Here is a 14,141-nt window from a genome sequence, read left to right on the forward strand (position 1 = left end):
AGCTTGAGCGGCCTGCCCCGATGGTCCGCGCGGTCACACGTTCATGCTGTAGCCGAGCTCCTCGGCCGCGACGTGCCAGAAGGAGTTCTCGTCGGCAACGGCCTCGGCGTCAAGCATCCCGAATCGCTCCAGCAACGCTTCCGTGAGCGCGTCCGCGGCCCGCATGGCCAGGTCCTCGTCCTCGTCCTCGTCCTCGTCCTCGTCCTCGTCCAGATCATCATCTGACCCCTCGTAGGCTTCGGCCTCGGCGGCGGCCTCCTCGTAAGCACGGTTGAAAGCGACGAACGCCTCGACGCTGGAGTTCACCAGGTGAGGAACGCCGCCCTCCGGCAGACCCCACAGCGAGCCGTCATCACGCCGCAGAACGAGCGCGCTCAGCCCTGGGTCGACCGCGACCGCGGCATACCGCCCACCGTCGACCACGCGTTCCGTAAAAGGGGAGTCCTGCCACACCCCGGGGTACGGGCACCGAACGCATCCGGCCAAGAGCGAGGCGACTTCAGAATCGTTCATGCCGAGAACATAGTCCGCCCCGCCGACACTCCACCAAGCCGGTGAACCTACGCGGTCAGAGCACTAGCCTCGGCCGGATGGAGATCACCATCAGGAAGGGCGGGGAGGCCGACCTCCCCGCGATACTCGGCGTGCTGGACAGCGCCGTGACGTGGCTCAACGCCCGGGGCATCACGGCCCAGTGGGGCACGGAAGCGTTCTCCGCCCGCCCGAAGGCCGTACGGCTGGTCGAGGACACCGTGGCGGCGGGCGACCCGTGGATCGCCGAGATCGACGGCGTACCGGCGGGCACGATGACGCTGACCCCGTTCCCGGGCGAGTACGTCCAGCCCGCCGGGGAGCCGGAGGTGTACGTCCGGCTCCTGGCGACGGACGCGCGCTTCCACGGCCGGGGAGTGGGCGCGGCGCTCCTGGCCCACGCGGAGGCGGAGACCCGCCGCCAGGAGGTCTCGCTCCTCCGCGTGGACTGCTTCGCGGGCAGCGGGGGCCGCCTGGTCGACTACTACGAGTCCCAGGGCTTCACCCGCACCACCCCCTTCACGGTGGGCGACTGGCCGGGCCAGATCCTGGAGAAGAGACTCTGACGACAAGCCCCCGCGGAGGTCCCGGCCCCGGCCCGCCACCGGGCGGGGGCGGGACCACCCACCGCACACGGGGACGAGCCCCGGCGGACCGGGCCGCCCGCCCGGGGGCTACGCCACCACCGCCAGCCGCTCCCGCGAGACCACCCGCACCCGGGGATGCCCGTGCCGCCAGGCCCACGCGACCCTGAGCCCCCCGACCCGGGCGAGGACGAGCCCGACGACGACGGCCGCCAGCAGCGAGATCGCGCCACCGGCGGCGAACCCGGCGCGGGCGCCGTACGTGTCGGTGACCCAGCCGAGGAGCGGCGCGCCGATCGGCGTGCCTCCGGCGAAGACCATCATGTAGAGGCTCATGACCCGCCCCCGCATGGCCGGGTCGGTCGCCATCTGGACGGCGGAGTTCGCGGCGATGTTGACGGTGAGGCCGATCATGCCGATCGGTACGAGGAGCAGCGCGAACAGCCAGAAGGTGGGCGACAGGGCCGCCGCGATCTCCAGGACGCCGAAGACGGCCGCCGCGATGACCAGCATCCGGAGCCGGGTGGAGCCGCGCCGGGCGGCGGCGAGGGCGCCGACGAGGGATCCGGCGGCCATGAGGGTGTTGAGGAAGCCGTAGGTACCGGCTCCGACGTGGAAGACGTCGCTGGAGAAGGCGGTGAGCCAGATGGGGAAGTTGAATCCGAAGGTGCCGATGAAGCCGACGAGGACGATCGGCCAGATGAGGTCGGGCCGTCCGGCGACGTACCGCAGGCCTTCCCGGAGCTGGCCCTTGCCGCGCGGGGCGCGCTCGACCTTGTGGAGTTCGCCGGTCCGCATGAGCAGCAGGCTGATGAGCGGGGCGATGAAGGACAGGCCGTTGAGGAGGAAGGCCCAGCCGCTGCCGACTCCGGCGATGAGGACGCCCGCGACGGCGGGGCCGATGAGGCGGGCGGACTGGAAGTTGGCCGAGTTGAGGGAGACGGCGTTGCGGAGCTGGGCGGGTCCGACCATCTCGGAGACGAAGGACTGGCGGGCCGGGTTGTCGACGACGGTGACCATGCCGAGGAGGAAGGCGATGAGGTAGACGTGCCAGACCTGGACGTTGCCGGAGAGGGTGAGGACGGCGAGCGCGATGCCGCAGAGTCCGAGGGCCGCCTGGCTGACGAGCAGCAGGTTCCGTTTGGGGTAGCGGTCGGCGATCACTCCGCCGTAGAGCCCGAAGAGCAGCATGGGCAGGAACTGCAGGGCGGTCGTGATGCCGACGGCGGCGGCGGAGCCGGTGATGCTGAGGACCAGCCAGTCCTGGGTGATGCGGGCCATCCAGGTGCCGGTGTTGGAGACGATGGCACCGGTGAAGAACAGCCGGTAGTTGCGTATGCCGAGCGAGGAGAAGGTTTCCCCCCGCCGACGGGTCTTGAGGGTGGGTTGGTGGACGGGTGCGGAGTCTGCTCCGGGTCCCGTGCTCAAAGTGCGTCGCCTCCTTGGCGCCTGGGTTACAGGTGGGCGAGCTTCTCCAGGACCGGGGCGGCGGCGCGCAGCTTGGCCCATTCGTCCTCGTCCAGTCCTTCGGCGAGGGAGGCCAGCCAGGCGTTCCGCTTGCGGCGGGACTCTTCGAGCATGGTCTCGGCCTGCTCGGTCGGGCTGACCACCTTCTGCCGGCGGTCGTCGGGGTGCGGCTCCAGCAGGACCAGTCCCTTGGCTTCGAGCAGTGCGACGATGCGGGTCATCGACGGCGGCTGGACGTGCTCCTTGCGGGCCAGTTCGCCGGGGGTGGCGGAGCCGCAGAGCGCGAGGGTGCCGAGCACCGACATCTCGGTGGGGCTCAGCGACTCGTCGACGCGCTGGTGCTTGAGGCGTCGGCCCAGTCGCATGACGGAGGAGCGCAGCGCGTTCACGGCCGCGACGTCGTCGGCGGTGCCGTGGGACAGGTCAGGCATGTTCGTTAGCCTAACTCATTACTCTTCCTAAATACCAACGGGAACACGCCGACGTAGCGTGGATCACATCCCTCTCTCCCGCCCCATGGGTGAACCGGGCGCCGGGAAGGAACACTCCGGCCTCGATGTATCACCCGAACGAGTGAGCCGAATCCGGAAAGCGACACGATGGGGCCCCGGGTGGACCGACCCTGAGCGGCATGGGATCGACAGTGCTCAGCCTGCGCATCGACAGTGAGCTGCTCGACCGGCTCAAGGGTCACGCCGCCAGAAGAGGAACGAGCGTCCAGGACTATGTCGTCCGGACGCTCGTTCGAGAAGACTTCGACGAGCGGTTCACGACCGCCGTCGAGGAGACGGAGAAGTTCTACGGGGAGGGCGGGGCACCCGGGCCCGCGGGGGCCCGGGACCCGGATCACGTGAGGCCGAGCGCCGGCATCGCGTAGTAGAAGACGAAGACCGCCGACACGACGTACATGGCGACGGGGACCTCGCGGCCCCGGCCCGCCGCGAGGCGCAGCACGCTGAACGAGATGAAGCCGATGCCGATGCCGTTCGTGATCGAGTAGGTGAACGGCATCATGACCATCGCCAGGAACGCGGGCACCGCGATGGTGTAGTCGCTCCAGTCGATGTCCTTGACCGAACCGGCCAGGATCAGGAAGCCGACCGCGAGCAGGGCGGGCGTGGCCGCCTGCGAGGGCACCATGGTGGCCAGCGGCGTGAGGAACAGCGCCACGGAGAACAGCGCGCCGGTCACGACCGAGGCGAGGCCGGTCCGCGCGCCCTCGCCGACGCCCGCCGTGGACTCCACGAAGCAGGTGGTGGCCGAGGACGAGGTGGCGCCGCCGGAGGCGACGGCCAGACCGTCCACGAGCAGGACCTTGTTGATGCCGGGGAAGTTGCCGTCCTTGTCCGTCAGCTTGGCCTCGTCGCCGACGCCGAGGATCGTGCCCATGGCGTCGAAGAAGCAGGACAGCAGCACGGTGAAGACGAAGAGGACGCCGGTGAGGACGCCGACCTTCGAGAAGCCGCCGAAGAGGCTGACCTGCCCGACCAGACCGAAGTCCGGGGAGGCGACCGGGTTGCCCGGCCACTCCGGGGTGGTGAGGCCCCAGGAGGGCACGGTCGCGACGGCGTTGATGACCATCGCCACGATCGTCATGACGACGATCGAGATGAGGATCGCGCCCGGCACCTTGCGGATGATCAGCGCGAGGGTGAGCAGCGTGCCCAGGACGAAGACCAGGACCGGCCAGCCGAGGAGGTGGCCGGAGCCGCCGAGCTGGAGCGGGACGGTGGTGTGGGCTGCGTCGGGGATGCGGGAGACGAAGCCGGAGTCGACGAGCCCGATCAGCATGATGAAGAGGCCGATGCCGATCGCGATGCCCTTGCGCAGGCCGACCGGGACCGCGTTCATCACACGCTCGCGCAGTCCGGTGGCGACCAGCAGCATGACGACGACGCCCGCGAGGACGACCATGCCCATGGCGTCGGGCCAGGACATCTTGGGCGCGAGCTGGAGGGCGACGACCGTGTTGACGCCGAGACCGGCGGCGAGGGCGATCGGGACGTTGCCGATGACCCCCATGAGGAGGGTGGAGAACGCGGCCGTCAGGACGGTCGCGGTGACGAGCTGGCCGCTGTCGAGCTGGTTCCCGTACATGTCCTTGGCGCTGCCGAGGATGATCGGGTTCAGCACGATGATGTAGGCCATCGCGAAGAAGGTGGCGAAACCGCCGCGGATCTCGCGGGCGACGGTCGAACCGCGCTCGGAGATCTTGAAGTAGCGGTCGAGGCCCGAGGCGGGTGCGGACGGCTCGGGGGGCGTGGCCTTGGCGGGGGCCGTGGTGCTCATGGGGGTCCTCATCGGGGAGAAGTCCATTTGGCGGTTCATACGAAAGAAACCCGCCACAGGCAAACCGTTTCAGTATGAACACATGAACGATCGGGAGTCCATCTCCGCGCGTAGACCGCGTGTGGGGACTGATTCCCGCCACCTAGACTGATGCCCATGGCGAAGTGGACACCGAAGCACGAGGCACCCGAGCCCCTGGAAGGGCCCGTCGTCGCCACCATCACCGGCGGAACGATCCTCTGGTTCGTCCTCTTCCTCGTCCAGGTCCCCTTCTACGGCTGGTTCGACGACCGGGACCTCACCTGGTGGGTGTGGACCTGCCTGGCCGGTGGCGGACTCGGCCTGATCGGCATCTGGTACGTACGGAAGCGGGACGCGGCGATCAAGCGGCACGCGGCGGCGGTGGCGTCCGGAGCCGCTCCCGGCCACCCGGACGACCACCCGGACGCGTAGCCTCCGGCGGCGGCCCGGACGCGCGGCTCCACCCGGCGGCGGCCCGCACCCGGAGGGCACCCCGCACCACGGGACCCGGGGACCTCCGGCACCACGGCGGGACCCGGCACTCACCACGACATCCCCACCTCGCCCCCGGGCCCGGCGGTCACCACGACACCCCCACCACCGCGCCGGGGCCCACCGCACCCCCGGGCCCGGTGGCCCGCGCATGGCACCAGCGGACGATTCCCCTCCTCCCCCGGTCTGATCTTCGCCCGTCTCGGCAGGTGAACGCCCCGAACCGGCCGTACCGTCGAAAACATGACTCAGCGGGCGAAGATCGACACGGGCGGCGGCGAGACGGCGGGGAGCGGGCCACCCGTCGTGCACCGGCCCGGCGGACTCACCTCCGCCGAGGTCGCCGAACGCGTCGCGCGCGGCGAGGTCAACGACGTCCCGGTGCGCAGCTCCCGCTCGACCACCGAGATCGTCCGGGCCAACGTCCTCACCCGCTTCAACGCCATCATCGGCGTCCTCTGGGCGATCATGCTGTTCGTCGCGCCGATCCAGGACAGCCTCTTCGGCTTCGTGATCGTCGCCAACACCGGCATCGGCATCATCCAGGAACTCCGCGCCAAGAAGACCCTCGACGGGCTCGCCGTCATCGGCGAGGCGAAACCGACCGTCCGGCGCGACGGCGCCCCCACCGAGATCTCCACCTCCGCCATCGTCCTGGGCGACCTCATCGAACTGGGCCCCGGCGACAAGGTCGTCGTCGACGGCGAGGTCGCCGAGGCGGACAGCCTGGAGGTCGACGAGTCCCTGCTGACCGGCGAGGCCGACCCCGTCGTGAAGAAGCCCGGCGACCGGATGATGTCCGGCTCCTTCGTCGTCGCGGGCGGCGGCGCCTTCACCGCCACCAAGGTCGGCCGCGAGGCGTACGCGGCGCAGCTCGCCGAGGAGGCGTCCCGCTTCACCCTCGTCCACTCCGAGCTGCGCACCGGCATCTCCACGATCCTCAAGTACGTGACGTGGATGATGGTCCCGACCGCGTTGGGGCTGATCCTCAGCCAGCTCTTCGCCAAGAGCGACAACGTCAAGGACGCCATCGCCCGTACGGTCGGCGGCATCGTCCCGATGATCCCCGAGGGTCTCGTCCTGCTGACCTCCGTCGCCTTCGCCATCGGGGTCGTCCGGCTGGGCCGCAAGCAGTGCCTCGTGCAGGAGCTGCCCGCCATCGAGGGCCTCGCCCGGGTGGACGTCGTGTGCCTCGACAAGACGGGCACGCTCACCGAGGGCGGGATGAACCTCACCGAGCTGCGTCCGCTGCACGACGCCGACGAGACGTACGTACGGAAGGTGCTCGCGGCCCTCGGCGAGTCCGACCCGCACCCGAACGCCTCCCTCCAGGCGGTCGTCGACGCCTTCCCCGAGACCCCCGTGGAGTGGCGCTGCACCGCGTCGCTGCCGTTCTCCTCCGCGCGCAAGTACAGCGGGGCGTCCTTCAGCGAGGGCGACGGGGAGAACTCGACGTGGCTGCTCGGCGCCCCCGACGTGCTGCTGCGCGCCGGGGACCCCGTGCTCGCCGACATCGACCGGCTCGACGAGCAGGGTCTGCGGGTGCTGCTGCTCGCCCGTACGGACCACGACCTCGACGAGCCCGGTCCGACCGCCGACGCCCGGCCGACCGCGCTCGTCGTCCTCGAACAGCGGCTGCGGCCCGACGCCGCCGAGACCCTCGCCTACTTCGCCGAGCAGAACGTCACCACCAAGGTCATCTCCGGTGACAACGCGGTCTCCGTCGGCGCGGTCGCCGGGAAGCTCGGCATGGCGGGCGCCGAGGACACCGTGGACGCCCGCACCCTCCCCGCCGACCGGGAGGAGATGGCGAAGGTCCTGGACGCGAACGCGGTCTTCGGCCGGGTCACCCCGCAGCAGAAGCGGGACATGGTGGCGGCGCTCCAGTCGCGCGGCCACACCGTCGCCATGACCGGCGACGGCGTCAACGACGTCCTGGCCCTGAAGGACGCCGACATCGGCGTGTCGATGGGCTCCGGCTCGGAGGCGACCCGGGCGGTCGCCCAGATCGTCCTCCTGAACAACTCGTTCGCCACACTGCCCTCGGTGGTCGCGGAGGGCCGCCGGGTCATCGGCAACATCACCCGGGTCGCCACGCTCTTCCTCACCAAGACGGTGTACTCGGTCCTCCTGGCCGTCCTGGTGGTCTGCTTCCAGGTCGAGTACCCGTTCCTGCCCCGTCACCTGACGCTGCTGTCGACCCTCACCATCGGCGTCCCGGCCTTCTTCCTGGCCCTCGCGCCCAACACGGAACGGGCCAGGCCGCACTTCGTCCGCAGGGTCATGCGGTACGCGATCCCCGGCGGGGTCATCGCGGCGGTGGCCACCTTCACCACCTATCTGCTGGCCCGCCACCACTACACCGGCCCGGACGCCCTGGCCGCCGAGACCAGCGCCGCCACCCTGACCCTCTTCCTGGTCTCCATGTGGGTCCTGGCGATCATCGCCCGCCCCTACACGTGGTGGCGCCTCACCCTGGTCGCCACCATGGGCGGCGCCTTCCTGCTGGTCCTCGTCGTCCCCTGGCTCCAGCAGTTCTTCGCCCTGAAGCTGATCGGCGTCACCATGCCGTGGACGGCCGTGGCCATCGCGGCGGCGGGCGGCGTCCTCCTGGAGTTCGTCTGGCGCTGGGTGGGCCGGAGGTTCCCGGCCTGACGCCCGGAGGGACCGGGGCCGGGAGGCCCGGACGGAGCGTCCGGGAGGGGGCGGCGGGCCGGGCGGGGCCGCACCGCCCGCCGCCGGGACGGCGGTCACCGCCGCAGCGACCCGTGCTCCTCCTCGTACGCGGCGATCTCCTCCGCCGTGGGATTCGCCGCGCTCATCGAGCTCAGCGGCTCCTCCCCTATTTCCGGGCCGTAGACCTCGCTGAGCGGGGTGCCCATGGTGAAGAACTGCTGGTGCATCACCTGCACCGGCCCCCTGACCTGGACCTCCGTCTCGTTGAAGAAGGCCACGTCGTTCTGCCCCGGAGAGGCGAACACGGTCACCATCTGTCCCAGCACGTTCGCGGGGTCGCCCTGGTCGTATCCCTGGACGAACCGGGCCTCGTCCCCGTCGCCCATGCCCGTACGGGAGACGGCGGCCCCCAGCGCGACGGTCTGCGTCGGCGCGAACGGGATGAAGGACGTCTCGCGGGTGTCGAAGTTGGGAAGACGCCCCTCGCCCAGCGGAGGCACCGTGCGCGAATCGTTCAGCTGATGCCAGGTGGGGTGCCAGCGCGGGACCCCCCGGTAGAGCAACATGCCGCCCCCGAGGAACTGGTTGATCAGCCTGGCGAGACCCGCGTCGACCTCGCCGTTCTGCACCGCGAGGTCATGGATGAAGACGGTCCGCCCCTCGTGCGCGAACTCGTAGAACCCGTTCTCGCGGCGCATGGGGATGACCCGGCCGCCCACCCGGACCTGCTCCGGCTCCGGAGCCGCCGCCTCCTGCTTCCCGCCTCCGAACAGGGCCTTGAAACGGCGCTGCACGGGCTGCTCCGCGTGCGCGTGCCCCTCCCCGGGCCCGTGGGCCCCGCTCTCCCCCGCTGCCGGGACGGGCCCGGACATCACCCGGGTGGCGTTGGCCTCGGCGGCCCGCTCGAAGCGGTCCGAAGGGTCCGAGACGCTGAGCCCGCCGCCGTTGTCGGTGCCGGACACGGGGCCCTGGCGCTGCTGGATGACATGGGTCAGCTCATGGGCGAGGGTGTGCTTGTCGCCGCCGCCGCTGCCGATGACGACGTGGCTGCCGGAGGTGTAGGCGCGGGCGCCGATCTCGGCGGCGGAGCGCTGCGCGGCCACGCCCTCGTGGACGCGGACGTCGGAGAAGTCGGCGCCGAGACGCCCCTCCATCTCCGTGCGGGTGCCGTCGTCGAGCGGCCTGCCCCCGGCGCGGAGGACCTCCTGGACGGCGGAGCGCTGCACCGGGGCGTCCGGCTGGGAGTGGCCGCATCCGGCTCCGTGCTGGTGGCGGGAGTCCTCGACCAGCCGGGCGACGGCGGCGTTCCCTGCGGTCCGCTGGAGGGCGAGGACCTCCCGGGGTGCCATGCCGCCGGGGAGGGCCGCGGGCGCTCCGGCCTCGGCCCGGGTCGCGGACGGACGGGGGACGGACCGGCCGGGAGCCTTCTCCGGTTCTTGCGCACGCACGTCGGTTCCCTCTTCCCTCGGACCGGGGGACCAGGGAGCCGAGCGCGGCGCCGCTCCCCCGCCAGGGCCCGGACGGGCACACGACACCGCTCCACGGCCAGTGCACCACCGCCCGGCCCTGCCGGGCCAGACGGCGGCGGACACCCACGGGGGCAGAACCGGAAGCCGGACTCTGCCCCCGCGTACGGCCGGACGGACCTGACGCGCCGCCACCGCGCCTGGTAGCGACCGGCCGCCGGGGCCGGTGCGGGCCGGGCCACCGCGTCCGCCACCGACCGGCTCCGCCGGGGTCGCCCCTCGTGGAACCGGGTCGCCGGGGCCTCGGCCGGGACCGTGGGGTACGCGCGTGCGGACGGGACGGAACATACGGGCCGAGGGCCCGAGGCGGGGTCGGGTGGCCCGCCGGGACACCCCCGGCGGGCCACCCGTGGAGCCCTCATGAGCCGCACCGCCCACCACTTCCCGCCCGCCCGCGCCCGCGCCGCCGGGGACCGGCCGACGGGGCGGCCCTGGCTCGCCGTCGTCCTCCACGGCCTCCGGTACGACGCCTCCGGCAGCCGCGAGGCCGTACGGGAGGGCCGTCGGCAGCGGCCCCGCGCGGTGCGGCGCGCGGTGGAGGTCCACGCGTTCCCCCGGTACCAGAGGGACCGCACCGTCACCCGGGAGGCCGGGGTGGAGGAGCGCCGGGCCCGGCAGCGGCTGCGCCACCGGACCGGCGTCCTGCGGCGGCTGGTCGACGGGCCCGGCGCCCGACTCGACCTCGACGCGGCCGAGACCGCCGACGTGCCGGAGGCCCGGCACCGGCGCGGCGCGCTGTGGTGCGCCTGACCGGCGCCCCCCTCAGTCGAACCAGCGGTCCCTGGCCAGTTCCGCCGTCCGGGTCGGGTCCTCCAGGAGGGCGGCGACCTCGAAGCGGCGGGGCCACTGGCCGGTGGCCCAGGCCAGGGCCGCCGCCACGCCCTCCAGGGTGGCGGCGTGGACCACGCCGTCCGGGGTGCGGCGCCAGTCCAGCTCCGCGCCCGCCACGAGGAGCTCCTCGTGCTCGACGTACGTCGCCGGGGTCGTCGGCCCCAGGAGCGCGCGCACCGGGGACGGGACCCCGTGCTCCTCGCCCGCCGTGGTGACCTCCGCGTCCACCGTGGCGCTCAGCCGCCGCACCTGGAGCAGGTCCGCCAGGTCGGCGGCGCGCGACGGCGACACCGGGAGCAGCGGCAGCCCGTCCGTGAGCGGCAGCAGGTCCGGGGCGTCCGCGACCACCGCGTCCGCCGCGTCGACCACGACCACCTCGCCGTCCACCACCGCCCGCAGCTCGTCCGGCAGCGTCACCTGCTCCGGGTCCAGCTCGGCGAGGGCCGAGTACAGGGCGTGCAGCTGCGCGCCGGTGACCTCCCGGGACGGGTCCGCGAGCCGGGCGAGGAGCTCCGCCGCGCCGCCCGGCTCGTCCAGGAGCGCGCCGACCGAGGTGCGGACGCCCAGGGCCCGCAGGACCTGCTCGTCCTCGAAGCCGGTCGCGTCGGCGGAGTCGTACAGTCCGGTCAGGAGCGGGTCCGAGCCCTCGGCCCGCAGTCCGGCCGGGCGGCGGCCGTCCAGGACGGGGTGGTCGCGCAGCCACCACGCCGTGTACGGCCGTACGGTCTCCGTCGTGCCGTCGGGCAGCAGGACCCGTACGGGCTGCGTCAGGGCGTCCCGCAGGGGCGGCAGGGCGAGCATCGCGAGGGCCCGGGGCCAGGCGTCGTCGTCGACCAGGTCCAGGTCCCGTACGGCCACGATCTCCGTCGCCACCGGCGGCACCGGGGACTCCGGCAGCCGGTCCAGGACGTCCTCGCACCACACGTCGACCGCGTCGAGCAGCCCCGCGTCGTCGGGCTCCGGGTAGTCGCCCTCGCGGGGCTCGACCTCGTCCGGGTCGAGCAGCAGGTCCGTCGCCCGGACCAGCGCGAACGTGGTGAGGGCCCCGCACGCGGCGAGCGGCCGTTCGCCCCAGCGGGCGGCCAGGTCCGCGTCGACGAGCGCCAGTTCGTCCTGCCGCATCACGGCGGCGAACGCCGATCCCGGCACCACCAGCTCGCCCGCGGGCGACAGCTCGCCGTCCTCGTCGGGGAGCGCGAGCGCGCCCAGCCAGGGTTCGTCGCCCGGCTCCAGATCGGCGTCCCTGACCAGGCCGAGGACGGTCTCCGCGAGTTCCTCCGCGTCCAGCGCGTCCTCGTCCCAGATCTCGCCCGCGTCGAGGGAGCCCGCGACCGCCGCCCGCACCTGCGGGGTCGTCAGGACCGCGCGGGGCGTGGCGGGCAGGGCGCCCAGCTTCTCCAGGATCGGGTGGGCGGCCTCCGGGTGGGCGACCTTCAGACCCAGCCGGGTCAGCTCCACCGGGGTGCCGTGCTGCGGCAGCAGCACCTGGCGCGGGCCGGTCGTCGTACGGATCGGGCCGCCGTCCTCCGGCGCCGCCAGCGGCACCGGCAGGCCCGAGAGCCGGTCGGGGTCCACGCCCGCGAGGGAGTCGTAGAGCCGCCACCACCACCCCGGGGGGCGGTCCACGCCCGCGAGCCGGTCGACCGCCTCGGTCAGCGGCACCCGGCCGACCCCGAGGGTCCGCAGCTCGGGCCGCCGTTCGAGACCGGCAGGGAGCAGGGTCGGGAACACTTCCGCGAGCACGCCGACGGTGTCCGCGCCCGCGCCCTCCGCGACCTCCGCCTCGATCGGGCGGAGCGCCGGGAGTTCCTCGGTGGGGACGGCGGGCGCGAGGAACGCGACGCGCGGCAGCCGGTCGAGGATCGCCTCGCGCAGCGCCCCGTCGAGCGGGCCCTTGCCGAGCGGTCCGGGGACGAGGTCCAGGGACGCGCTGGTCACCGGCCGCCAGTCCGCGAGGAGTTCGGCGTAGGCGTCGGCGGCGCGCTGCACCAGGAAGTCGGTGAGCGGGCCGGGCGCCGGGTGCCTGCGGGCGGTGTCGAGCGGCAGCGAGGCGATGAGCAGCGCGGGGATGCCGAGGGGTTCGTCGGTGGGGGTGGGGGCGTGGACGACCGGGGTGGTGCGCGGGTGGCGCGGGGCTCCCGCGTCGTCCACGGGTACGGCCCAGGTGACCGACCAGTGGGGGCGCAGCCGCTCCTCGACGGGGCGATCCTTCAGCAGCTCGGGGTCGAGGGGGCCGGTGTGGCTGACGGTCCGCCAGCGGCGGCTGCCGGTGGCGGAGTCGTCCACGCGGACGTGTCCGTCGTCCTCGGAGCGGCTCAGGGTCCGTACGCCGTCGGCGGTCTCGACGACGATCTCGGCGAGCCCGGGGAGGGTGAGCAGGAGGGCGTCGTCGATCGCGCCGAGGAGCCGTTCGGCGAGGGCGACGGCGGCGGGGTCGCGGAGCGGGAGGACGACGACGGTGTCGTAGCCGTCGGGGGCGGTGCCCTCGGCGGGCAGCGGGAGCCGCAGCAGGGGGACGTGGCCGTCGCGGCGGCGCAGTTCGTCGCCGAGCCCGGGGCTGTTCCGGGCGGTCTCGGCGGCGAGTTCGCGGGCTTCCGCGAGGGACCAGCGGACGCCGCCGTGGCGGCCGAGGACGGCGGGTTCGTCGGTGACGGCGAGGACGGCGGCGAAGCCGACGCCGAAGCGGCCGACGGCGCCGGGGCCGCCTTCGCCGCCCTGTTCCCGCTTGGCGGAGGCGCGGAGCGTGGACAGCGACTCGGCGCCCACGGCGTCCAGCGGGGCGCCGGTGTTGGCGGCGGCGAGGGCGGCGGGGCCTTCGTGGTCCGCCGGGTGCAGGGTGAGCCGCAGACGGCCGGTGACGCCCGCGCGGTGGGCGGCGTCGGCGGCGTTCTGGGCGAGTTCGACGACGAGCCGGTCGCGGTAGCCGCCGAGGGCGAGGTCCTCCTCGGCGTTGGCGTCCTCCCGGAAGCGGGCGGGCGAGGCGCCCCAGGCGTCGAGCACTCCCCGGCGCAGCCGTGCGGTGCCGAAGGGATCGGTTCCGTCGGCCGTCGTCCGGACGCTGACGTTCACGTCTGACTCCACTCTGCGGGGCGGTGGCCGCCCGGACGGGCGGCACGTCCGGGACCCGAAGTCCCGGGGCCCGAAGGTACCGCGCCCCGCGCCCCCCGGACCGCCGGGGCGGGTACGGCCCCCTTGGGGCCGGGGCGGCGGGAACGCCGCCGTGCGTCCGGGTCCCGGCCGGGCACCGGGTGATCCGGCGCCCGCCCGTGGCGGGGCGGCGGGCCCGTCCGGCGGCCCGACGACCTGGTGCACGCCCGCACGCCGGACGTCCCGGCGTACGACCGGCGCACGACGGGCGGACGGGCGGCCCGAGCGCGCACCGGGAGTCAGGCGACCGGACGACTCGACTCCGCTACGGGCCCGCCGGGGGTGGCCCCGGGTGGGGTGGGGGCCGGTCTCCGGACGGGCCGATGCCGGTCCGGGGGGGGGCGGGCGAGTCGGGCGTACGGCCATGGGCCCGGCGAGTCTCACGCACGACGAGTGATGAGGCACCCCGGCACCGACGCGGGGCCTGGTGCCGGGCGGTCCGGTGCCGGGCGGTCCGGTGCCGGACGGGCCCGGCCAGTCCGGCGTACGGCCACGGGACCGGCGGACCCCGAGCACGGCAAGCGGTCGGGGGGATTCGCGGCTCGGCCCGGGACCGGGGTCGGGCGGGCCCGGTCTC

11 protein-coding genes are annotated in these 14,141 nt (G+C 73.6%); 5 read left to right on the forward strand and 6 right to left on the reverse strand.

What is annotated here, in order from left to right; genetic code table 11:
* Positions 1-33: 33 nt before the first annotated feature.
* Positions 34-513: an SUKH-4 family immunity protein gene (locus ACFXGN_RS19895; RefSeq protein WP_384860722.1), complete on the reverse strand. Its 480-nt coding sequence runs from the start codon at positions 511-513 to the stop codon at positions 34-36.
* 77 nt (positions 514-590) lie between these two features.
* Here ACFXGN_RS19895 and ACFXGN_RS19900 point away from each other — a divergent pair, with 77 nt between their 5' ends.
* Positions 591-1,097 carry a GNAT family N-acetyltransferase gene (locus tag ACFXGN_RS19900; RefSeq protein WP_384860725.1) on the forward strand — a complete coding sequence of 169 codons (507 nt, stop codon included), beginning with the start codon at positions 591-593 and terminating at the stop codon, positions 1,095-1,097.
* Positions 1,098-1,205: 108 nt separating this feature from the next.
* Here the strand turns inward: ACFXGN_RS19900 and ACFXGN_RS19905 are convergent, their stop codons facing one another.
* Together ACFXGN_RS19905 and ACFXGN_RS19910 are read right to left on the reverse strand one after the other, a co-directional pair.
* Positions 1,206-2,543: an MFS transporter gene (locus ACFXGN_RS19905; protein ID WP_384860727.1), complete on the reverse strand. Its 1,338-nt coding sequence runs from the start codon at positions 2,541-2,543 to the stop codon at positions 1,206-1,208.
* Positions 2,544-2,569: 26 nt separating this feature from the next.
* Positions 2,570-3,013, reverse strand: a complete 444-nt coding sequence (locus tag ACFXGN_RS19910; RefSeq protein ID WP_384860729.1) for a MarR family winged helix-turn-helix transcriptional regulator — start codon at positions 3,011-3,013, stop codon at positions 2,570-2,572.
* A 200-nt stretch (positions 3,014-3,213) separates the two neighbouring features.
* Between ACFXGN_RS19910 and ACFXGN_RS19915 the strand changes: the two genes are divergently transcribed.
* Positions 3,214-3,459: a hypothetical protein gene (locus tag ACFXGN_RS19915; protein ID WP_384860732.1), complete on the forward strand. Its 246-nt coding sequence runs from the start codon at positions 3,214-3,216 to the stop codon at positions 3,457-3,459.
* Here ACFXGN_RS19915 and ACFXGN_RS19920 read toward each other — a convergent pair.
* Positions 3,429-4,871, reverse strand: a complete 1,443-nt coding sequence (locus ACFXGN_RS19920; RefSeq protein ID WP_384860734.1) for an NCS2 family permease — start codon at positions 4,869-4,871, stop codon at positions 3,429-3,431. The genes ACFXGN_RS19915 and ACFXGN_RS19920 overlap by 31 nt on opposite strands.
* Positions 4,872-5,027: 156 nt before the next feature.
* Here ACFXGN_RS19920 and ACFXGN_RS19925 point away from each other — a divergent pair, with 156 nt between their 5' ends.
* Positions 5,028-5,324 (forward strand): DUF2530 domain-containing protein, encoded by a 297-nt coding sequence (locus ACFXGN_RS19925; RefSeq protein ID WP_384860736.1) that lies wholly within the window; start codon positions 5,028-5,030, stop codon positions 5,322-5,324.
* Between the two features lie 303 nt (positions 5,325-5,627).
* Complete coding sequence (locus ACFXGN_RS19930) at positions 5,628-8,039, forward strand: HAD-IC family P-type ATPase (RefSeq protein WP_384860739.1); 2,412 nt, start codon at positions 5,628-5,630, stop codon at positions 8,037-8,039.
* 95 nt (positions 8,040-8,134) lie between these two features.
* Here the strand turns inward: ACFXGN_RS19930 and ACFXGN_RS19935 are convergent, their stop codons facing one another.
* Complete coding sequence (locus ACFXGN_RS19935) at positions 8,135-9,508, reverse strand: DUF4157 domain-containing protein (RefSeq protein WP_384860743.1); 1,374 nt, start codon at positions 9,506-9,508, stop codon at positions 8,135-8,137.
* 438 nt (positions 9,509-9,946) lie between these two features.
* Here ACFXGN_RS19935 and ACFXGN_RS19940 point away from each other — a divergent pair, with 438 nt between their 5' ends.
* A complete protein-coding gene (locus ACFXGN_RS19940) occupies positions 9,947-10,336 on the forward strand; it encodes a hypothetical protein (RefSeq protein ID WP_384860746.1) in 390 nt (129 codons plus the stop codon).
* Between the two features lie 12 nt (positions 10,337-10,348).
* Here the strand turns inward: ACFXGN_RS19940 and ACFXGN_RS19945 are convergent, their stop codons facing one another.
* Positions 10,349-13,498 carry a sacsin N-terminal ATP-binding-like domain-containing protein gene (locus ACFXGN_RS19945; protein ID WP_384860748.1) on the reverse strand — a complete coding sequence of 1,050 codons (3,150 nt, stop codon included), beginning with the start codon at positions 13,496-13,498 and terminating at the stop codon, positions 10,349-10,351.
* Between the last annotated feature and the right edge of the window lie 643 nt (positions 13,499-14,141).

Origin of the sequence: Streptomyces sp. NPDC059247, from assembly GCF_042754005.1 — a bacterium.
Lineage (GTDB): Bacteria > Actinomycetota > Actinomycetes > Streptomycetales > Streptomycetaceae > Streptomyces.